Genomic DNA, 20,867 nt, shown 5'->3' with positions numbered 1-20,867 from the left:
TGTTTTCACTGAAAATCTCTTGCTAGAGAAAATAAATTTAAATATCACCATTATTCAATGCGTTAGTAAATATCTTAACCAAAGTTCAGGTTAATTACTGATTTAAGTTACTAAAAATACAAAAAAGGGATGAAAACACGGTTTTCATCCCTTTTGCTTTTAATACCTTACTTTATTTAAAATAACGTATTAAAAGTTATATTCGTACTTGGCAAATGCTGATGTATCGTTTTCAGCGCCGTCATTGTTAGAAGCAAAAGCACCTAGCGTTAAGCGTCCGCCCATAGAAAGCATTCTGTAACGTAATTCTAACTGCTTACTATTAAATCCTGTTTTGGTAATTGTATTACCTAAGTTAGGGTTGTTAGGGTAACGGTCGCGATTATCACTGTTGTAATCAACATTGCGCAATTTAACCTGCCAATCATCGCCATTAGATAGTTGGCCTAATAAAGTTAAAACAACGGATTGTGCATCGTTATCATAGGTTGAACCAATAGTGCGACCATGGTAGCGATAACCTGATTTATATTCAGTGTGTTCGTAATAGCAATTTTCAGTGGAAGACTCAGAACTACAAGATACGCCCGTATCTATGTATTCAACATTCACCAATATATTTTGATCGTATATGCGCTGTGTTGTTTGTACACCAAATAAATAGGCTCTATCAGCAGGTTTAAATTGCGAACTTGCATCTTCACCAATTGTGCTCGCATATAATGCATAAGGTTGCTCAAAGAGTGTGTCAGACCAGCGAATGTCGACACCGGCAAGTTGGTTGCCAATTTTTGAATCCAGTGCGCTGTCACAGCTTTCACTGCCATTAGCACACGTCGTTTGCCCGGTGATAACATCAATAAAATCACCCGCTGAACTTGGCTGACCGTCACCAGCCCATTGTGCTGACCAGCTAAGTGCAATTTCTAACTGTTGGAGTGGGCGAAAATTAACACGGCTACTCCAAAGTAACGCATCAGGAATTACACGAGTTGATTCAAGCTTTGCCATTTGGGCGGTAAAGCCCCATTGGCCGATCCAACTTAACCAAGGGGTTTCAAAGGCAGTACTTTGCTCTCGCGTTACGCTTACTGCTGGGAGTGGCTTGGCATTGCCAGACATTATTAAACTGTTATCAACACCAGGTCCCCAAAACTGTTCAACAGCACCTGCTCTAAAAATCCAGTTACCTAAGCGATACGCTAAATAACTATCGTCGAACGAGGTATCTTTACAGTCTATAAGTGCTTGTTCATTAGTAACAATATCATCTGTTTTTTTGTCTTTGGCTAAACACTTCTTTCCATCACTTCTTGAGTTAACGGCGATTTTAGCTGCAAAGTTATTGCCTAAATAAGTGTAAGCTGCTGAAAGTTCAGACTCTTGCGTGTTAGTAGCACCAAAACTGGTTGCAATAATAGAATCTGTGGCTGCAAAAGCGGCAAGTTGAACGTTATGCGAACTACTGTTTTCTGATTTATAGCGATGCTTTACGCGCAGTAACGCATCTTGCAAGCTTGGCGTTAATTGCTCCAGTGGCGTGCTGTCAACATCATTTATAAAGCTCTTCCACATCAGCGGGTAAGTGGTTACAGGGGCTAAAATAACACCAGCATCAGCTAATTGTTGAATATCAGCTCTTAAGCCATAATCATCTGGTTTTACCCATGGTTCAGCATTAACTGATACGCTTATTGCACAAAAGAGAGTAGAAAGAAGAAAAATTCTGTTTCGCAAAGTTCAGATCCTTATGATTGAAATTGCCGCCAAGTTTATCAACCTAAGCTAGCTATTGCAGCAAATAATAAAATAAAGAGGGTTAATTTTTTGTATAAAAATGTAAGCTATCTATCGTAATAAGTATGCGATTGATATACTGGATGCAAAATAGGAAATAAGGAATGTAATGAGCAACAAACGACTTTTATTTATTCCGGTATCATCACCACAAGGCATTGGTGAATATATGCGTTCGTTGCTATTGGCGCAAAGTTTACAAATCGAATTTGCGAACTCTATTGATATCCACTTCATATTAAATAAGCATACGGCGTATGCAAAAGATTGCCCTTTTGAAACCACATTACTTGAACATTCAGCCACTAAAGAACTTGATTATGTTTGCGAATTTATAGAGCAATTTAGACCTGATGTTGTGGTTTTTGATTGTGCGGGACGCGCAGGGCATATGAAAGCAGCTAAAAAAGTAGGGGCTAAAGTCGTTTTTATTTCCCAGCATGCTAAAAAACGAGCAAAAGGCTTAAAGCTTAATCGAGTTAATTTAATTGATGTACATTGGGTTGTGCAGCCCGATTATTGCATAGAGCCACTAACTTGGGCTGAAAGCACTAAGTTAGCAATGTTTTCTCTGGCATACCCAAATAATGTAGGTCCTTTTGTTGCTTTTGCATCTAGTGAGCAAAAACGGGATGTGTTGAATCGATATCATTTAGAGCCAAATAGCTACTTTATTGTTAATGCGGGCTCCGGTGGGCACAGTGTAAATAACTTAAATTGTGCGGATGTTTATTTTAATGCTGCTCTTAAAATTACTAAACGTACAGGGTTAACAGGTGTTGTGGTTTTTGGTCCAAATTATCCTGGCGTTATCCCAAACTCTAATGAACTTATTTGCTTATCAAGCTTACAAAATACTGATTTTTTGGCGCTAATGAGCCAAGCTAAAGTCGCGCTGCTTAGTGGTGGCGATACTTTACTGCAAGCTATTGCAGTTCAAACTCCTGTTGCTGCATGCGCTATATCTAAAGACCAAGCAGCACGTTTAGCGCACTGCGTTGGTACAGGCGTTGTGCTAAAAGCGAATTTTGATACTGATGATATATCGGCTAAAGTTGAGCATATTATTGAAACGTCTTTTTATAATGGGCTTGTTAATAAATATGCTCAGCTTGAAAATATACACAGCTATGATGTTATTACTGAAGGTGTAAAAAATATGCTCATAGGAGAACATTCATGAACGTTGTAATTGTTATTGATTCATTGGTTGGCGGTGGCGCTGAAAAAGTGATGCTTACGCTTGCCGAGGAATTGGTAAAACTACAGCATAATGTCACTATTTTATCTCTTGCTAGCAGTGTTGAATACGATATTCCAGACATGGTAAATGTTGATAGTTTATTTTCAGATAGAGCATCTAAAGTTGATAGATTTTGGCAGCGTAAAGACAGTGTTTTGAAACTCGAAGCATGGTTTGAAAAAAAACAGAGCGAGATTGGCAGTATTGATTTAGTTCTTTCTAACCTTGATAGAAGTAATAACTTACTCGCACGCAGTAATATTAAAAATGTTCATTTTGTTATTCATAACTCCGTTAATGCTGAACTTGCTCGTCAAAAAAAGTTAGGTCCATTTTCTTACTTATACCTTAAAAAAAGTAAACAAAATTTAAATGGTAAATCACTGATTTGTGTATCAAAGGGGGTTGAAAAAGAAATAACACAAGGGGATTTAATTCGCCCAAGTGCAATTACGACTATTTATAACCCGTTTGATTTTGAAAAAATAAATCAGCAAGCGAACGAGCAAAATAACAATATCCCAAGTGAGTCTTATTTAATTCACGTCGGGAGGCTTGCTAAACAAAAACGCCACGATATATTATTTGCAGCATTTGCAAAGCTTGATAAAAAATACAAGTTAGTACTTTTATGTAATAAACCTGCAAAAGCGATAAAGCTTGCACAGGCGTACGGCATAGAAAAGCAGTTAGTAGTGCCAGGGTTTCAACAAAACCCGTACAACTGGATTAAGCATGCCAAAGCATTGATCCTTAGCTCTGATTTTGAAGGGTTTGGAAATGTAATCGTTGAGGCATTATCGGTGGGTACTCCGGTAGTTAGCACTAATTGTACATTTGGGCCAAACGAAATATTAACAGGCGAGCTAAGTAAATATTTAGTACCCGCTGGACAAAGTGAGGCATTAGCCAATGCCGTTAAGCAGGTGCTAGCAGATAAGCCAAATGTAGAAAACGCAGAAATTTTAAAACAAGTACAGGCAGAGCAGGTTGCTCTGCAGTATTTAGCGCTAGTTAACTAGCGCCTGATAAAGCTTTAAGGTAGTTGCTGTGTAGAGTTTGAAAGTCACTTGCTTGCCAATTAAATGTATTATTTCGGCCTTGTTCTTTTAAAAATGAACGTTCAAGGCGCGTTATATTACTTTGTTGCCACTGTGCATTAGTTTTTTTTATTTCACCTCTATCAAAGTCGATAATATACACATCACCAATGTCATTAAATAAAATGTTATTAATGTTCAAATCGGCGTGGTACACACCTTTTGCATGAAATAGCGCGATTGTTTTCGCAATGCGCTCTAACTCATCTTGAGTCAATGAGCGTTTAATTAATATATCGAGTACGCTTTTAGCGCCTGTAACAGCCTCGGTAATAATATCACCACGATAAATTAATCCGCTGCGGGTTACTTTAGCTGCAATAGGGATTGGCACGTTTAAACCAAGCTCTATAAGTTTACTCATTAAGCTAAACTCTTTATACACGCGGGTTTGTTCAAGCCCTGGGTATAAATATTGATCGCTTAGTAATTTACCCACTAAACCACCACGCCAATAATGCCTCAGCACGGCTGTTAATTTGTCTTGTTTAAAAAACCATGCTGTTGCTCTGCCTTTTTTAGCACCCACAATTTTATTTTGTTTTTGCCAAAAATTGGCATCAAACCAATCAAGAGTAATTTGGCTTGTGTATTTAGGGTGGCTTAATACAGTGTGATTGCCTTGCACGTGTTGTTTAAACATAGCTCTGTGTAATTGCTAAATAATGGGCCTATATTAGCGCGTTTTAAAGCGCAGGATAAGTGCTTGCAATAGCGTGATTATAATTTAAGATCGGCTTTTGTATTTAATACCTAAGGGAATGTGTGACTCAAGCTCCTAATTATTCATCTATTTGTATATTAAGACTCTCAGCCATTGGTGACGTATGTCATGGTGTGAGTGCAGTACAAGCTATTCAAAAAGCACATCCTAATGCAAAAATCACCTGGATTATTGGCAAAGTAGAAGCCATGTTACTTGCTGACTTACCGGGCGTTGAGCTGGTGGTATTTGATAAAAAGCAAGGAAAAGCTGCACTTAAAAGCTTAAAACAACGCTTTAAAGGTCAAAAATTTGATGTACTGCTTAATATGCAAGTTGCATTAAGGGCTGGGTTTGTAGCGCGTTGTATTCCGGCAAAAGTTAAAATAGGGTTCGATTGGGCGCGTTCAAAAGAATTACACAGCTTATTTATTAATAAACGAATAGAGCCACAAGCCCAAGCGCATGTGCTTGAAGGTTTTAAAGGTTTTGCTAAAGTCATTGGTGTAGCTGATTATAAGCCGAGCTGGAACATGCCCTATACCGAGCAAGACCAAGCGGTTGCCGATGAGTTACTAACACCAGAGTACCTAACTAATAAACTATTAGTAATATCGCCAGCAGCAAGTAAAGCACAGCGTAATTGGCTCGCTGATCGTTATGCCACATTGGCTGATTATGCAAGCGAGCAAGGCTTTAAGGTGGTATTGACGGGTGGTCCAACAGAGCTTGAAATTAACCTAGCAAATAGCATTATTGAGCACAGCAACACGCCGATTTTAAACTTGGTGGGTAAAACAAAACTCAAAGAGTTGTTGTGCGTGTTAAAGCGTGGCAGCTTAGTGCTTGCGCCCGATACTGGCCCTGCGCATATGGCGGTGACAGTTGGTACGCCCGTTATAGGTTTGTATGCACATTCAAATCCAGCACGCACAGGTCCTTACTTATATCAAGACTACGTGGTAGAGGTTTATCATCAAAACTTGCTTAAGCAAACAGGTAAAACGGCAAAACAAGTCTCGTGGGGGACGCGCGTTAAAGGCGATGATTTAATGAGCCAAATTACGGTTAATGATGTAAAAGCGATGTTTGACCATGTTGTACAAAAAGAGTCTTTGTAATGAATAAGCAACAAAAAAATAAAGCGCTTTTTTTAGACCGCGATGGCGTGGTAAATGTTGATCATGGTTATGTGTATCAAAGCGATAAATTTGAATTTATTGACGGTGTTTTTAGCACTTGTAAAACATTTTATGATGCAGGCTATAAAATCATAATCGTCACTAATCAATCTGGAATCGGACGAGGTTATTACAGCGAAGCTGATTTTTTAGCACTAACACAATGGATGAAAGATCAATTTAGTGCCCACAGCATTGAAGTTACCGATGTGTATTTTTGCCCGCATCACCCTAAAAAAGCGCACCCTGAGTATTTGAAAGAGTGCAGTTGCAGAAAGCCTGCGCCAGGTATGTTATTGCAAGGTATAGAAGATCATCACATTGATCCTGCTTGCAGTATTATGGTGGGCGATAAACTCAGTGATATGCAGGCTGCGAAAAAAGCGGGCATTACGACTCGTGTTTTAGTGCGTTCGGGTCAAAGCTTTGACGAGAACGCCAAGCAAGAAGCTGATTTAATTATCGATTCTATAAGTAGTTTATCTGCACTTTTAAACACATAAATAAACAGCCTGTAAACTGGCAGGAATTCCTTCCAATTTATAGCGTTTGCGACGAACTGCAAACCGTGCATTTTACCCATTAAACTTTTACAATACCCCGCATAATAAACAGCCGCGTAAGTGCGGTTGTTTACCCGTTCAAATAGATGGAGAACCTAGATGAGAGCATCTGCTTTTTTTAGCCAGTTACAACAGCAAATTGAAGACGTAAAAACCGAAGGTTTGTATAAAAGCGAACGTATTATTAAGTCCCAGCAGCAAGCTCAAATCGAAGTTGCATCAGGTAAAGTAATCAACTTTTGTGCTAATAACTACTTAGGTTTAGCTAATAGCCCAGAGCTAATTGAAGCGGCGCAAAATGGTTTAAATAATCATGGTTTTGGTGTGGCTTCAGTGCGTTTTATTTGTGGCACGCAAGACATCCATAAAACACTAGAGCAAAAAATCAGTGAGTTTTTAGAAACAGAAGATACTATTTTATATTCTTCATGTTTTGACGCAAATACAGGTTTATTTGAAACCATTTTAGGCGCAGAAGATGCCATTATCTCTGATTCATTAAACCATGCATCAATTATCGATGGTGTACGTTTATGTAAAGCTAAGCGTTTTCGTTATGCAAATAACGACATGGCTGATCTTGAAAAGCAATTAATTGCAGCAGATGAAGCCGGTGCTAAAACTAAACTAATTGCTACCGATGGCGTGTTTTCTATGGACGGCGTTATTTGTAATTTAGAAGCTGTGTGCGACTTAGCCGATAAATATGATGCGCTTGTAATGGTAGATGACTCTCACGCAGTTGGTTTTGTTGGCGAAAACGGTAAGGGTACACCTGAGTACTGTAACGTATTAGATCGTGTAGATATTATTACCGGCACTTTAGGTAAAGCGCTAGGTGGCGCATCAGGCGGCTATACATCAGGTAAAAAAGAAATTGTTGAATGGTTACGTCAGCGTTCACGCCCATACTTGTTCTCAAATTCATTAGCGCCTTCAATTGTTACTGCATCAATTAAAGTACTTGAAATGCTTGAAAATGGCGGCGAGCTGCGCGCTAAACTTTGGTCAAATGCTAAATATTTCCGTGAGCAAATGGAAGCTGCTGGTTTTACGTGTGCAGGTAAAGACCATGCAATTATCCCAGTCATGCTAGGAGATGCCAAAGTAGCCTCGTTAATGGCTGATAAGCTACTTGCTGAAGGCATTTATGTAACCGGTTTTTCATTCCCAGTAGTACCAAAAGGGCAGGCTCGTATTCGTACACAAATCTCAGCGGCGCATAGCATTGAACAACTTGATATTGCGATTGATGCATTTACCCGTATCGGTAAAGAAATGGGCGTTATTTAATTTTATTTTAAACCGACGCCTCGCTTCGGTTTTTTAGTTGAGTGTGAATTATGAAAGCATTATCTAAATTAAAAGCAGAACCTGGTATTTGGATGACAGATGCACCAAAGCCAGAAGTGGGTCATAACGACTTACTAATTAAAATTCGTAAAACAGCTATTTGTGGTACCGATGTACATATTTACAAGTGGGACGAATGGGCAAGTAAAACCATTCCTACTCCAATGGTTGTTGGTCACGAATATGTGGGTGAAGTCGTCGATATGGGCCAAGAAGTTCGAGGCTTTAAAGTTGGCGACCGTGTATCAGGCGAAGGGCATATTACCTGTGGGCACTGTCGAAATTGCCGTGCAGGGCGTGTGCATTTATGCCGTAATACAACGGGAGTTGGCGTAAATCGTGAAGGTGCATTTGCTGAGTACTTAGTTATTCCTGCATTTAACGCATTTAAAATTCCAGATAATATATCTGACGAACTGGCTTCTATTTTCGACCCATTTGGTAACGCAGTTCATACCGCGCTATCGTTCGACTTAGTTGGCGAAGATGTGCTTATCACTGGTGCAGGCCCAATTGGTATTATGGCTGCAGCTGTTGCAAAACATGTTGGTGCTCGCCATGTTGTTATTACCGACGTAAACGAATACCGTCTAGATTTAGCACGTAAAATGGGCGCATCACGCGCTGTAAACGTGGCAAACGAAAAGCTTGAAGATGTAACAAAAGAGCTTGGCATGACAGAGGGCTTTGATATTGGCCTTGAAATGTCAGGTGTGCCAAGCGCGTTTAATGCAATGCTTAATAACATGAACCATGGCGGTAAAATTGCCATGCTAGGTATTCCACCATCAGATATGGCAGTTGATTGGAACCAAGTTATTTTTAAAGGCTTAGTGATTAAAGGTATTTACGGTCGCGAAATGTTTGAAACGTGGTACAAAATGGCAAGTTTGATTCAATCGGGTCTCGATTTGAATCCAATCATCACACATCAGTATTCTGTGGATGACTTCCAAGCTGGCTTTGATATGATGATTTCAGGCCAGTCAGGCAAAGTAATTTTAAACTGGGATTAGTTTTAAAAATTCTAGATAGGGCGGCTTAGGCCGCCTTTTTTATACTATTAATTAAAGAGACTCCAATGGCATTTAAACATATTTCTATAGCGCAAACGTTAGAGCTTTTAGATAAAGAAGACGTTGTAATTGCAGATATTCGCGATCCTAATTCGTATCAGACTGGTCATATTCCAGGCTCTGAAGCGCTGTCTAACGGTAATATTGCGCAATTTATGATGGAAAAAGAGTTCGATCAGCCAATTATTATCGTGTGTTATCACGGGATGAGCTCTCAAGGTGCCGCTAGCTATTTAGTTGAGCAAGGTTTTGAAGACGTTTACAGTATGGATGGTGGTTTTACTGCTTGGGAAGCGGCTTATAGCGAGAAAGTAGAGCGATGATAGAGCTTGGTAGTTTAAATAACCCGCGCGCCGCACAGGGCTTTATAGATTATTTAAAAAGCCAAGGCCTAGATGCAAAGATACACTCAGCTGATGGCAGTAATGTTATTATTAGTGTGCTTGAGGAAGATTTTCATCAAGTGCAGCCGCTATGGGCGGAATTTACACAAAATCCTAATCATGAAAAATACCAGCAAGCGTCATGGGATGTAGGCAGCACACAATCGCCGCTTAAATACCAAGGGCAGTCGCTTAATTTAATGGCGCGATTTAAAGCGCTTAGCTGGCTTAATCAAACGGTTAGCATATTGAGTATTGTTATTTATGTTGCTTTTTTATTGGGGGGATTTAATGAAATTTATACTGTGCTGCAATTTAATCCATCGCAACCGCTTAGCTGGTTAACTCCCGCTCTTGTTCACTTTAGCGCGATGCATATTGTGTTTAACTTAATTTGGTGGATGTCGCTTGGTGATAATATCGAAAAGCAATGTGGGAAATTAAGCTTAATCGGCTTATTTTTGGTGACTGCGCTTATTAGTAATTGGGCACAATATTTAATGGTTGGCCCCAATTTTGGCGGGCTAAGTGGCGTGGTGTATGGATTACTTGGTTTTTGTTGGATACATAGTTTTTTAAACCCTAACAAGCCTGCGTTAGTAAGTACGGCAATAGTTGGTTTTATGTTAGTTTGGTTAGTGCTTGGCTTTGCAGATGTATTGTTTGTAGGTATGGCTAATTGGGCGCACTTAGGTGGGTTAATAAGCGGTATTGCTTATGCCTACACCGCAAAAATATTTAACAAAAACAGTTAGCGTTAAAACCAATCCGCTTAATTATGGCCATTATTTAACTATTTATAAGAATTTACTCTGTTAAATTAAGCAATGCTTACGCGGATTGGTATCAATTACTAATGATATAAATACTTTGTAAACAACACTTCACGGATAATTTCGTGGCCAGTTTCTTCTTTTAACAAGCTTTTAAGTCTTTCGAAACATTTAGCGCGTATTTCTTCGCGGCCAATAAGTGATTTTATTTTTTCTTCAGGTTCTTTTGATAATATTTCAACCAATGCGTCACGAAGTAAAGGCGTATGGTGTTCTACAATCGCTATGTCTGATGTATCGGTCAGCATTAAATCCACAGTGACACGCACATAGCCCATTTTTTTACTCGAAACGCCAATGTAGTTAGTAATAATGTCAGGCTCAAAACCAAAATAACCAACGGTCGATTTTGCGTTTGCCGTTAAGCTTATAGCGCTCATTATTAGTGCAAAAAGACTTATGTATACTATTTTTTTCATATTTAAAGCGTTTCCGTAAATCTGTTACAAATAGTTTATACTTAATAAGTCCTAATAAACAGCGCCAAGCAGTTATTTGTATTAGTTATTTTAGGCTGCCGAATCATCACTTTTTCAAATGCATCGGCAATGTTATCATTACCTTGGATTTTATTTTATTGAGCTAATGTGACTACTTTCCCTATTTCTTTATCTGTTGATTGGTTTCCTGCTTCACAAGTAAGTGATTTATCTAATTCTGAGCACGATTGGCTGTTTGAGTCGCATTCTTTAACGGCTAAATTAAAAAGTCATTCGCAATCCTTTAGCGTGAAAGTGCTTAGTGAGCAGGTTTTTGACTTATCAATACAGCAACAAAAATTACTTAATTGCACTTCAACATCAGCATTGAATCGGGAAGTGCTATTATTGTGTGACGATAAACCTATGGTATACGCGCAAAGTTGGCTGCCAGATAATCTATTACTAAAGCAATCAAAAAACCCTTTGCATAATATGGGAGAAAGGCCATTAGGCGATGTGATTTTTCAAGATCCAGAACTTGTTCGTAAAAATATAGAAATTGCGCGCTTTAATTCCATCCATCCATTACAGCAACTCGTGTCACAATTAAATTTGCCTAAGCAAACCTTACTAGGCAGACGCAGTGTATTTTCATTGCAAAGTTATAACTTTTTAGTCTGTGAAGTTTTTTTACCCGGAGCGTATTTGTACTCATGAAGCTAGCCCTTTTAAAAGCCAACCATATTCCTTATTACATACAGCTGATGCGTGTAGATAAGCCTATTGGTACGTTATTATTGCTTTGGCCTACATATTGGGCATTATGGTTTGCTAATAATGGCATGCCAAGCTTGGTTAATTTTGTTGTATTTACACTTGGCGTTATTGTAATGCGAAGTGCTGGATGTGTAATAAACGACTTTGCTGACAGAAAAATAGACGGCTCAGTAAAGCGCACAGCTCAGCGCCCACTGGCTTCAGGGGTCGTTAGTAGTGGTGAAGCGCTTAGTTTATTTTTGCTGCTTATTGTACTCGCGTTTATTTTGGTATTAATGTTAAGTATTAATACTATTTTACTTTCTTTCGCAGCGCTGGCATTGGCATTTTGTTACCCGTTTATGAAACGCTACACACAGTTACCCCAAGTTGTACTCGGTGCAGCTTTTGGTTGGGCAATACCTATGGCTTACATGGCTTCAATAAATCAATTACCTATACAAGCTTGGTTGTTGTTTTTTGCAAATGTTTGTTGGACGGTGGCTTACGACACTATGTATGCCATGGTTGATAGAGACGATGATTTAAAAATAGGGGTTAAATCAACAGCTATCTTATTTGGTAGGTATGACCGCCATCTCATTTTTTTACTTAATGCGGTGTTTATTACGTTAGTTGCTTTTATAGGTTTAGTTAATGGGTTGTCTGTCCCCTTTGGAATTGGTTTGGGGATAGCAGCGGGTTTATTAGTTTATCAACAAGTGCTTATCCATCATCGTGAACGAGATGCCTGCTTTAAAGCATTTTTAAATAACCACTATGTAGGCTTAGCTATTTTTATTGGTTTGTTGTTTTCATATCCAATAGTATTTTAAAGCCTCAATAAAGGTTGTTAAAATACGCTATTTTGAGCTATCGGGGTGGATCAATAATACCGCTAATAGATGCATTTTTTCTAAACCAACCAGCTATTGAGTAACGCTTGTCTATGGCTGGGAGTACCTCGTGAACAAAGCGCTCACTTTCAAATAGCACTAAGGTGCCAGCTGTGGGCTTAATAATGATTTCGATTTCTTTACTTTTATGTTTATAAATAACAAGTTCGCCGCCTTGAGCTGGCGTGTTTAAGTAGAGCACACTCGTTATAACCCTATTGGAGCGGCCTTTAAAAGCATCAACATGTTTTTTATAAAAATCACCCGACGTATATTTGGCATAATGGCATTCATAATCAAATAAGCCGATAAAAAACGTGCGATTGAGTGTCGTTTTAATGTTTTCCATTATAGCTTGATAAGCTACTTGAGCTTGTGAAGTGCCATCAAACCAATAGGTTTTATCTTTGCGAATACTATCGTCTACTTGTAAATTATTTAAACGACCAATACCAGCAAGTGTAAAATGCGGGTTTATACGATAACAATCTGCCATTAAATCACTAATAAGTCGTTCATCAATAGCTTGATGAATAACACTGTAACCTTGTACTTCTATTTCAGTTAAATAATTGTCGTAGGCTAAGAGGTTGAGCATTTATGTCAGCTGTTTTTTTAAGGTGCGACAGTGTAGCCGAAAAGATATCAAAAGCTACCACTTTTATGTCGTACATATCTCAAAAATAGCGTTGAATTTACTTGCAATAAGCCCGCTATTGACACGTAAATTCGCCTTGTTTTCACTGATAATCACTGGTTAGAGAAAGATAAGCTTACATGTTTTACATTTCAATATGTTAATGAATCTCTTAACCAGAGTTCAGGTTATGTAATCGCTGTTGCTGCCTTTTTGATCAGCGATAACAAGTGCTCTACATGTTCGCCAACAGCTGTTTTTTGGCTTGTTTGCACAACCAATTGTTCATGGCTTACATCTTTATTAGTTTTTAATTGAACCAGTTCAGAGTGTTCGGCGACTGTGTTTGCATGCTCAATACTTGCAATAGCAAAATGATCAGACTTAGCAAGGCCAACCATCACCTGATCAATATTACCCACTTTAATACTTGACGATTTATTCAAAGAATCAATCGCTTCATTTAACATAGTTTGCACTTGCTTTGATTGGGAAAAGCAGCCAAACATAGGGTATTTATCTAAGTCGCGCTTACTAATATCATTTTGATGAGCAAGTGGGTGATTATTAGAAACGAATAAAATGAGTTGATCTGGTAAATGTATATCACTGCCTATACTATTAACTGCTTGGGAGTAAACACTAATGTCTATTTCACCTTGCTGCAGTTTACGGCTAAGTTCGTGCTGCTCTTGCAGTTGCATCTCTATTTTTACGTGAGGGTATTGTGCTAAAAATTGCCCACAAGAAATAGGAACTATACTACTTGCTGTATTGGTGTAGCCAATCACGAGTTTTTCATCAGGGCTGCCATTAGCTGATTGAAAAATACGTTTTTTGGTTAGCTCTAGTTCACAGAGGGTGTTTTGGGCGTATTCAAGAAAAAGTTCACCCTCAGGAGTTAGTTTTACTGAACGAGTAGAGCGCTTTACTAATTTATATCCAATTTCATCTTCAAGAGTTTGAATGCTGCGGGTCAGTGCTGAAGTACTTATTTTAGTTTGCTCTGCTGCTTGTCTAAAATGACGTAATACGCCAAGCGCTAAAAATTGCTCTAATTGTTCAAATCTCACTCTATAGTCCCTTTTTATAAGTAAGCTGTAAATTGTGCACACATCAATTATATTAAGTTTAGCTGCGTGGCTAAAAAATTAATATTTGATGTATTTACAATTTTTGGGAATCCCTTTTATATCTCAATATCTAACCGTTCAAAGTTTACTTTTTATTCATCCAATATAAGTAAATAATAAAAAATATTTTTAAAATTAGATTAATAGTCATCTTACATTAAGTTAACCATTCGATTTAATGAAAAAGTATGCCACAAATAAGGGTACTGATTAAAGCACAATTTATAAATAATTGAGTGAAAAATGACTTGTATCAGTTTTTACTTAACAAAATTACGGTTAATACGATTACTAAGAGGTTTATTCTCAATGCTTTGTAATTCTATTTCGATCGCATCGCATGAAATATAGATCTCAAACAAGGAAGTTAAGAGTGACAAGCTTAGGCAGGTCAAACTAATACCAAACAAAATAATACCGGTTGTATTAAATTCTATAAACAAAGCGAACATAGACAGTGTGCACAATAAAAATGCAGCTACGCCATATACCTGCATTGTTCTTATTAGGTTTATCCGCTTTCTCAAATTAGTAATTTGAGCAACTACAACAGGGCGAATTGATTCGCCTTCACGGGCATTTAACTCCCTAATTAATTGCGCTAGCACTAAAAATCGGTTTGTATAGGCTAGTAATAATAGTGATATCGCTGGAAAAAGTAGGCCTGGGGTTGTGAGTGTCATGTTTATTCCTTAGAAAGTGCAGCATGCAAGTAGCGCAGATATTGTTAACATAAAATAAATGAGGTGGATATTGCAAAATATTAATAATAGCAGTTCAACAGATAGTGCTTTTCAATGGGTTACAATATACAAAGCTGAAAATACCCTTGAAGCTAATATTATTAAAGGTTTAATACTCGCAAGTGGGATTGAATGTAAAATTGCAGGTGAAATGCTACAAGGAGCTATCGGTGAGATACCATTTGAACAGACACAGGTTAGTGTGCAGGTTTATGTGATAAAAGAGCGCCATGCGCGGCAAATATTGGTAAACTATCAACAAGTAAAACAATCAGCTCCAGACTGGGTATGCCCTAACTGCAATGAGCATAATGGATCAACATTTGATTTTTGTTGGTCGTGTGAGACGTTAAAAAATGACTAAAGCAAATAATTTTCAGCGCATTAGAGAGCTAAACTATTTACAAAAAGCCGTTTTAGCGAGTGCTTTAATAGAGCGCATGCTACCAAATTACGGTTTATTTAGCGAGGCAACTGGGTTTGGTGATGAAACCTTGTTACGTAGTTCGCTTAATGTTTGTTGGGAAAAAATATTACTGCCTAAAAGTAAAATAGATCTCGAAAAACAAGTTGAAAAAATAGAACCAAATGTTCCTGAACTTGCTGATTTTGATATGTTTGGTACTTACCCTGCAATTGATGCTGCTACCTCTTTACTTAGTTTAATGCATGGTTTAATGGCGCAAGATGAGCAAGAGTTCATTAGTGTGAGTAAAATATCGCAAGCTACCGTTGCGCGCTTTATTGAATATCAAATGACCGTTGAAGGTGAAGTTGCAGATAATAAAGCAGTGAGAGAGCATCCACTAATGCAATACGAAATTGAAGTATTGGGTGAGCTAATTGATTTTGTAGAAAACATGGGGCGTATTACCTCTGAAAGCGTAAAGGCGCTTAAAAAGTTTGCCCTAGAAGATGGCCAAACCAATATTGGCCTAGCGTTATAAAAACAGCGAAGTGAAATTTTAAAGGCAGGAGAAGTACAGTGCGAATTTTAGGCATTGAGTCGTCGTGTGATGAAACAGGTATTGCGATATATGATGACGAAAAAGGCTTATTAGCTCATCAGCTATACAGTCAAGTAAAAGTACATGCCGATTATGGGGGCGTAGTACCTGAGCTCGCATCGCGCGATCATGTTCGAAAAACGCTACCGCTTATAGACGCAGCTTTTGCGCAAGCGGGTTGTGGTCCCGAAGACTTAGATGGCATCGCCTATACAGCGGGGCCTGGCCTAGTAGGGGCATTATTAGTTGGCACCTCTATTGGTCGCTCGCTTGCATACGGTTGGGATATTCCAGCTGTTGCAGTGCATCATATGGAAGGGCATTTACTCGCCCCAATGCTTGAAGAAAATGTACCAGAGTTCCCGTTTATTGCATTGCTTGTATCGGGCGGTCATACCATGATGGTAAAAGTGGCTGGTATTGGTCAATACGAAGTACTCGGTGAGTCAGTTGATGATGCCGCAGGCGAGGCCTTTGATAAAACGGCTAAGTTACTTGGTCTGGACTATCCAGGTGGTCCGCGCTTAGCTAAAATGGCTGAGCAAGGTGTTGCTAAACGCTTTGTATTTCCTCGGCCAATGACCGATAAACCCGGTCTTGATTTTAGTTTTAGTGGTCTAAAAACGGCCGCCTCTATTACTATTCGTGAAAGTGACGATGACGAGCAGACCAAAGCCGATATAGCGCATGCATTTCAAACCGCAGTTATTGATACCCTTGTTATTAAATGTAAGCGTGCGCTCAAACAAACGGGCATTAAACGTTTAGTAATTGCAGGTGGAGTGAGCGCCAATACGCAGCTTCGACTGCAGCTTGAGCGTGTTATGAAAGGTATGAAAGGTGAGGTGTTTTATCCTCGCACTGAATTTTGTACCGACAATGGTGCTATGATTGCTTATGCAGGTATGCAGCGTTTAAAGGCTGGCCAATTTGCAAGTCTTGATATGAAAACAAAGCCACGTTGGCCAATAGACAGTCTTGAGCCGATTTAATGACTCATATTTTAGATATTTTTGTTTTCATCAGTGGGTGCTTTTTTAGCGCCCACCTTTGGTTCATCACCACTAAATAAACGAACAATATTAGTGCGATGACGAAAAATAATTAATAGCGTTATAAATACAACTGGAAGCGTATAAAGAGGTTTTATTAACCAAGTGTAAAGAGGGGCTAGCGATACGGTAACTAATGCGGCAAGTGATGAATAACGTGTTATTGCAACAATAACAAGCCAAGTACATACCAGCAAACCAGCTAGTGATAAGCCAATAGGCAATAATGAACCGAACGCAGTTGCTACAGCTTTACCGCCCTTAAAGCTAAAAAATACAGGGTACATATGTCCTAAACAAGCGCCTACGGCGACTAACCCAAGCGCTAAAGGTTCCAGCTCTAAAAAGTAAGCCCCCCAAACCGGAATAGTGCCTTTTAAAATATCAAAAACCAAAACAAGGCATGCGGGCAATGTTCCGCCTAGTCGGTAAACATTTGTAGCGCCGGGGTTGTTAGAACCGTTAGTACGAGGATCAGAAAGTTTGAATAGCCGTGACACTAATATAGCCGATGAAATCGACCCGAGTAAATAAGCTAAAACAAACATCAAAATGGCTAACACACGCTTCCTTACTTTTTTATCATTATACTAATCACATTTAATGCAATTAGCATTGCTTTTGGGCTATTATTGGCGGCAAAATTTATCGTAAAAAATTATTATGCTTCTTTAATTATTAGCTAATCTAGCTATTTCGTTATTGTAGAAGGATTTTTTACATATTTAAACACTGATTAAAGCATAGGCAGTATTAATTTTATTAATGCTTAATATCGCTATTCAGTCGTTTTTGTCATTTGGAGTATCAATGGACAAGGTATTTATATCTCAATTGCACGTCGACACCATTATTGGAGTGTACGACTTTGAAAAAGAAAGTAAACAGAGCCTTTATTTTGATATTGAAATGCTTAGTGATATTAAGCCCGCAGCAGCCAATGATGACATTAATTTAGCACTTGATTATTCAAAGGTGAGTGAACGAGTTATTGAACACAGCACCGCTAAGCCTGTTGAATTACTTGAAACGCTAGTGGAGCAGCTAGCAGATATTATTTTGACTGAATTTAATACCCCGCAAGTAACTATTAGAGTGAGTAAGCCCGCAGCTGTAGCACAAGCACGAACGGTTGGTGTTGAAATTACACGCGCTAAGGTAAGTAACTAAATGGCGCAGATTTATATCAGCCTTGGGTCAAATATAAATAAAGCGCATTATATTCAATGTGCATTAATCGCACTTAAGCAGCATTTTAAAAACCTCGTGCATTCGTCTGTTTTTGAAAGTGAAGCGGTGGGGTTTGCTGGCAATAATTTTTATAACTCAGTGGTTGCTGCTACAACTGATATGCCCTTGGCCGACGTATGTACTTTACTAAAAAAAATAGAACGAGATAATGGCCGTACCGCAAACGATAAAAAGTTTAGCCCACGAACACTCGATTTAGATTTACTGTTTTATGATGACGTAATTAGCGACTCCCCTGCGCAATTACCTCGTGATGAAATAACTAAAAATGCATTTGTATTGCAGCCACTAAGTGAAGTGGCCCCAAATTTTTACCATCCAGTGGCCAAGCAAACAATTGCCCAGTTATGGAATGCGTATAATAACCCTCAACAAAAACTATGGAAGGTGGAGTTTTCTAACCCATGAGTATTATCGAAATAATTATTTTAGCCCTTATTCAAGGATTCACTGAATTTTTACCTATATCGAGTTCAGCGCATTTAATTCTACCATCACAAATTTTAGGCTGGGAAGATCAAGGACTCGCGTTTGATGTGGCGGTACATGTTGGTACTTTAATCGCAGTGGTTATTTATTTTCGTAAAGAGGTGGCCGATATACTCAGTGCGTGGTTTAAATCATTTGGCGCGCAAGGTACTAGTGATGACAGTAAATTAGGCTGGTGGATAATTTTAGGGACTGTCCCCGCTGCTGTTTTAGGTTTGTTGTTAAAAGACTTAATCGAGTTGTACTTACGCAGCGCATGGATTATTGCTGCAACAACCATCGTATTTGGTTTACTACTTTGGTACGCCGATGCAAAAGGTAAACAAATTAAAACTATTTACCAACTTAATTGGAAAACAGCGCTCATTATTGGTTTTGCACAAGCTGTTGCAATGATCCCAGGTACTTCACGTTCAGGTATAACAATGACTGCAGGTTTAATGCTGGGCATGAATAAACAAAGCGCTGCACGTTTCTCATTTTTATTAGCTATTCCTATCATCTCTATGATGGGGCTATATTACACAGCAGAGCTTGCGTTAGGCGATCATATTGTTGATTGGAATACGTTATTGCTAGGTGTGGTGCTATCGTTCTTGTCGGCTTATGCATGTATATTTATGTTTTTAAAAGTCATAGAGCGAATGGGGATGCTGCCATTTGTAATATATCGCTTATTACTGGGTGTAGGCTTGATTATATTTTTAACGATGTAGTAAATTATCGAATAACAAAAAAGCCTTCTGACTAAGAAGGCTTTTTTGTTATTAAGTGGTCATTTTGGCACGAGTGAAATGCTTACTCGCAATGGTAACTAAGCGCGAATTTTGGCATCATAGCGCCATTAAACTTTGCACCGCAGTAAAGTAGTCACACGATTTAAGGAAAGTATATGCATATACATATTTTGGGCATTTGTGGCACGTTTATGGGGGGGATTGCTGCCATTGCTAAATCACTTGGGCATAAAGTAACAGGTTCTGATCAAAACGTTTATCCACCAATGAGCACGCAGCTGCAAGAACTTGGCATTGAATTAACTCAAGGCTATGACGTATCTCAATTAGATCCAAAGCCTGATATGGTGGTTATTGGTAATGCAATGAGCCGTGGTAACCCATGTGTAGAATATGTACTTGATAAAAGCCTGCCTTATACTTCAGGACCTGAGTGGCTAAAGCATAATTTATTACAAGACTCATGGGTGCTTGCTGTCGCCGGTACGCATGGTAAAACAACCACAGCAAGTATGTTAGCGTGGGTATTAGAATATGCGGGCTTAAAGCCTGGGTTTTTAATTGGTGGCATAGTGCAAAACTTTGGTGTGTCAGCGAAAGTGGGCGAAACGCCATTTTTCGTTATCGAAGCGGATGAATACGATACCGCTTTTTTTGATAAACGCAGTAAGTTTGTACACTACCTTCCGCGTACGCTTATTTTAAACAATCTTGAATTTGATCATGCTGATATTTTTGAAGATTTAAACGCAATAAAAAAACAATTTCATCACTTAATGCGTACATTACCTCAAAGTGGCAAAGTAATTTGGCCAAAGCAAGACGTAGCGCTTAATGATGTAATAACACAAGGGCTTTGGAGTGAAAGCGAAACCCTAGGGGATGACTGGGGCTATGAATTAATAAAAGCAGATGGTAGTGAGTTTAATGTACTTTTAAACAATGAAAAGCAAGGCACTGTTTGCTGGCAAGCAATAGGCGAGCATAACGTTAAAAATGCGATTATGAGCATTGCTGCTGCGCGTCATGTGGGTATTGCGATTGACCATAGTATTGATGCGTTAGGGGAGTTTATTAGCCCGAAAAGGCGCATGGAGCTAAAGGCTGATATAAATAATATTAAAGTGTATGACGACTTTGCGCATCACCCAACGGCAATTAAAACAACGCTAGCAGGACTGCGCGCTAAAGTAGGCGATGAAAAAATTATCGCTATTTTAGAGCCACGCTCAAACACCATGAAAATGGGCGTGCACCAATATACATTATTAGATTCACTACGTGATGCTGACGACGTGCTACTTTTTGAGCCAGAGAATCTAAATTGGTCGCTAAAAGAGCAAGCAGATAAAGCCGATATGCAGTGCTTTAGCAGTACACAAACAATTATTGATACAGTGCTCGAAAATATTGAGCCTAATCAACATATTTTAATTATGAGCAATGGCGGTTTTAATGGTCTTCATCAACACCTTGTTGATGGTTTAGCTGCTAAATACAGCGGAGAATAAC

24 protein-coding genes are annotated in these 20,867 nt (G+C 38.7%); 17 read left to right on the top strand and 7 right to left on the bottom strand.

What is annotated here, in order from left to right; all coding sequences use genetic code 11:
* Positions 1-189: 189 nt before the first annotated feature.
* Positions 190-1,737 (bottom strand): capsule assembly Wzi family protein, encoded by a 1,548-nt coding sequence (locus ACJJVZ_RS16110; RefSeq protein ID WP_077537076.1) that lies wholly within the window; start codon positions 1,735-1,737, stop codon positions 190-192.
* Between the two features lie 169 nt (positions 1,738-1,906).
* Here ACJJVZ_RS16110 and ACJJVZ_RS16105 point away from each other — a divergent pair, with 169 nt between their 5' ends.
* Entirely contained in the window at positions 1,907-2,980 is a 1,074-nt protein-coding gene (locus tag ACJJVZ_RS16105) for a hypothetical protein (RefSeq protein ID WP_077537077.1), read from the top strand.
* Complete coding sequence (locus ACJJVZ_RS16100) at positions 2,977-4,062, top strand: glycosyltransferase (RefSeq protein ID WP_405601918.1); 1,086 nt, start codon at positions 2,977-2,979, stop codon at positions 4,060-4,062. Before ACJJVZ_RS16105 ends, ACJJVZ_RS16100 begins: the two co-directional genes overlap by 4 nt.
* Here ACJJVZ_RS16100 and ACJJVZ_RS16095 read toward each other — a convergent pair.
* On the bottom strand, positions 4,055-4,783 hold the full coding sequence (locus ACJJVZ_RS16095; protein WP_405601916.1) for a 3-deoxy-D-manno-octulosonic acid kinase: 729 nt from the start codon (positions 4,781-4,783) through the stop codon (positions 4,055-4,057). The genes ACJJVZ_RS16100 and ACJJVZ_RS16095 overlap by 8 nt on opposite strands.
* Positions 4,784-4,905: 122 nt before the next feature.
* On the opposite strand from ACJJVZ_RS16095, the gene ACJJVZ_RS16090 reads away from it, so the two are divergent.
* The 6 genes from ACJJVZ_RS16090 (at position 4,906) to glpG (ending at position 10,154) form a co-directional block, all read left to right on the top strand.
* The gene (locus tag ACJJVZ_RS16090; protein ID WP_405601913.1) at positions 4,906-5,964 is read left to right on the top strand and encodes a glycosyltransferase family 9 protein; all 1,059 of its coding nucleotides are present in this window, start codon (positions 4,906-4,908) and stop codon (positions 5,962-5,964) included.
* On the top strand, positions 5,964-6,527 hold the full coding sequence (gmhB, locus tag ACJJVZ_RS16085) for a D-glycero-beta-D-manno-heptose 1,7-bisphosphate 7-phosphatase (RefSeq protein ID WP_193156134.1): 564 nt from the start codon (positions 5,964-5,966) through the stop codon (positions 6,525-6,527). Before ACJJVZ_RS16090 ends, gmhB begins: the two co-directional genes overlap by 1 nt.
* Positions 6,528-6,686: 159 nt before the next feature.
* Complete coding sequence (locus tag ACJJVZ_RS16080) at positions 6,687-7,880, top strand: glycine C-acetyltransferase (RefSeq protein ID WP_193156133.1); 1,194 nt, start codon at positions 6,687-6,689, stop codon at positions 7,878-7,880.
* Between the two features lie 50 nt (positions 7,881-7,930).
* Entirely contained in the window at positions 7,931-8,956 is a 1,026-nt protein-coding gene (tdh, locus tag ACJJVZ_RS16075; protein ID WP_405601910.1) for an L-threonine 3-dehydrogenase, read from the top strand.
* Between the two features lie 65 nt (positions 8,957-9,021).
* Positions 9,022-9,339, top strand: a complete 318-nt coding sequence (gene glpE, locus ACJJVZ_RS16070) for a thiosulfate sulfurtransferase GlpE (protein WP_138584886.1) — start codon at positions 9,022-9,024, stop codon at positions 9,337-9,339.
* Positions 9,336-10,154: a rhomboid family intramembrane serine protease GlpG gene (gene glpG / locus ACJJVZ_RS16065; RefSeq protein ID WP_405601905.1), complete on the top strand. Its 819-nt coding sequence runs from the start codon at positions 9,336-9,338 to the stop codon at positions 10,152-10,154. The genes glpE and glpG overlap by 4 nt, the downstream gene beginning before the upstream one ends.
* A gap of 98 nt (positions 10,155-10,252) precedes the next feature.
* On the opposite strand, the gene ACJJVZ_RS16060 is transcribed toward glpG, so the two are convergent.
* A complete protein-coding gene (locus ACJJVZ_RS16060; RefSeq protein WP_405601902.1) occupies positions 10,253-10,651 on the bottom strand; it encodes a flagellar basal body-associated protein FliL in 399 nt (132 codons plus the stop codon).
* A 168-nt stretch (positions 10,652-10,819) separates the two neighbouring features.
* Between ACJJVZ_RS16060 and ACJJVZ_RS16055 the strand changes: the two genes are divergently transcribed.
* Both ACJJVZ_RS16055 and ubiA read left to right on the top strand, forming a co-directional pair.
* Positions 10,820-11,371 carry a chorismate--pyruvate lyase family protein gene (locus ACJJVZ_RS16055; protein ID WP_405601899.1) on the top strand — a complete coding sequence of 184 codons (552 nt, stop codon included), beginning with the start codon at positions 10,820-10,822 and terminating at the stop codon, positions 11,369-11,371.
* Complete coding sequence (gene ubiA, locus ACJJVZ_RS16050) at positions 11,368-12,246, top strand: 4-hydroxybenzoate octaprenyltransferase (protein WP_405601897.1); 879 nt, start codon at positions 11,368-11,370, stop codon at positions 12,244-12,246. The genes ACJJVZ_RS16055 and ubiA overlap by 4 nt, the downstream gene beginning before the upstream one ends.
* 37 nt (positions 12,247-12,283) lie before the next feature.
* On the opposite strand, the gene ACJJVZ_RS16045 is transcribed toward ubiA, so the two are convergent.
* The 3 genes from ACJJVZ_RS16045 to ACJJVZ_RS16035 all read right to left on the bottom strand — a co-directional run bounded on the left by ACJJVZ_RS16045 (position 12,284) and on the right by ACJJVZ_RS16035 (position 14,759).
* On the bottom strand, positions 12,284-12,904 hold the full coding sequence (locus tag ACJJVZ_RS16045) for a 2OG-Fe(II) oxygenase (protein WP_182701152.1): 621 nt from the start codon (positions 12,902-12,904) through the stop codon (positions 12,284-12,286).
* 227 nt (positions 12,905-13,131) lie between these two features.
* Positions 13,132-14,016 (bottom strand): LysR family transcriptional regulator, encoded by an 885-nt coding sequence (locus ACJJVZ_RS16040; protein WP_077537090.1) that lies wholly within the window; start codon positions 14,014-14,016, stop codon positions 13,132-13,134.
* A gap of 320 nt (positions 14,017-14,336) precedes the next feature.
* The gene (locus tag ACJJVZ_RS16035) at positions 14,337-14,759 is read right to left on the bottom strand and encodes a DUF2721 domain-containing protein (protein WP_077537091.1); all 423 of its coding nucleotides are present in this window, start codon (positions 14,757-14,759) and stop codon (positions 14,337-14,339) included.
* A gap of 70 nt (positions 14,760-14,829) precedes the next feature.
* On the opposite strand from ACJJVZ_RS16035, the gene ACJJVZ_RS16030 reads away from it, so the two are divergent.
* Genes ACJJVZ_RS16030 through tsaD form a run of 3 tightly spaced genes read left to right on the top strand, consistent with a single transcriptional unit; the run spans position 14,830 to position 16,818 of the window.
* Entirely contained in the window at positions 14,830-15,183 is a 354-nt protein-coding gene (locus ACJJVZ_RS16030) for a DUF2007 domain-containing protein (RefSeq protein WP_138584664.1), read from the top strand.
* Positions 15,176-15,766 carry a YjaG family protein gene (locus ACJJVZ_RS16025; protein ID WP_138584663.1) on the top strand — a complete coding sequence of 197 codons (591 nt, stop codon included), beginning with the start codon at positions 15,176-15,178 and terminating at the stop codon, positions 15,764-15,766. Before ACJJVZ_RS16030 ends, ACJJVZ_RS16025 begins: the two co-directional genes overlap by 8 nt.
* 38 nt (positions 15,767-15,804) lie before the next feature.
* On the top strand, positions 15,805-16,818 hold the full coding sequence (gene tsaD, locus ACJJVZ_RS16020; RefSeq protein ID WP_193156130.1) for a tRNA (adenosine(37)-N6)-threonylcarbamoyltransferase complex transferase subunit TsaD: 1,014 nt from the start codon (positions 15,805-15,807) through the stop codon (positions 16,816-16,818).
* A gap of 11 nt (positions 16,819-16,829) precedes the next feature.
* Here tsaD and plsY read toward each other — a convergent pair whose 3' ends face one another.
* Positions 16,830-17,441: a glycerol-3-phosphate 1-O-acyltransferase PlsY gene (gene plsY / locus ACJJVZ_RS16015; RefSeq protein ID WP_138584662.1), complete on the bottom strand. Its 612-nt coding sequence runs from the start codon at positions 17,439-17,441 to the stop codon at positions 16,830-16,832.
* 247 nt (positions 17,442-17,688) lie between these two features.
* Here plsY and folB point away from each other — a divergent pair, with 247 nt between their 5' ends.
* The 4 genes from folB to mpl all read left to right on the top strand — a co-directional run bounded on the left by folB (position 17,689) and on the right by mpl (position 20,866).
* On the top strand, positions 17,689-18,048 hold the full coding sequence (folB, locus tag ACJJVZ_RS16010) for a dihydroneopterin aldolase (RefSeq protein ID WP_138584661.1): 360 nt from the start codon (positions 17,689-17,691) through the stop codon (positions 18,046-18,048).
* Positions 18,049-18,537, top strand: a complete 489-nt coding sequence (folK, locus tag ACJJVZ_RS16005; protein WP_193156128.1) for a 2-amino-4-hydroxy-6-hydroxymethyldihydropteridine diphosphokinase — start codon at positions 18,049-18,051, stop codon at positions 18,535-18,537.
* Positions 18,534-19,334 (top strand): undecaprenyl-diphosphate phosphatase, encoded by an 801-nt coding sequence (locus ACJJVZ_RS16000; RefSeq protein WP_405601891.1) that lies wholly within the window; start codon positions 18,534-18,536, stop codon positions 19,332-19,334. The genes folK and ACJJVZ_RS16000 overlap by 4 nt, the downstream gene beginning before the upstream one ends.
* A 176-nt stretch (positions 19,335-19,510) precedes the next feature.
* Positions 19,511-20,866, top strand: coding sequence for a UDP-N-acetylmuramate:L-alanyl-gamma-D-glutamyl-meso-diaminopimelate ligase (gene mpl, locus ACJJVZ_RS15995; RefSeq protein WP_138584658.1), 1,356 nt, complete (start codon positions 19,511-19,513; stop codon positions 20,864-20,866).
* The last annotated feature ends 1 nt before the right edge of the window (position 20,867 follow it).

Source organism: Pseudoalteromonas sp. Ld19, from assembly GCF_045064135.1.
Lineage (GTDB): Bacteria > Pseudomonadota > Gammaproteobacteria > Enterobacterales > Alteromonadaceae > Pseudoalteromonas > Pseudoalteromonas aliena.
Note: the sequence above shows the minus strand (reverse complement) of the source record. Positions and strands in the feature narration are given on the sequence as shown.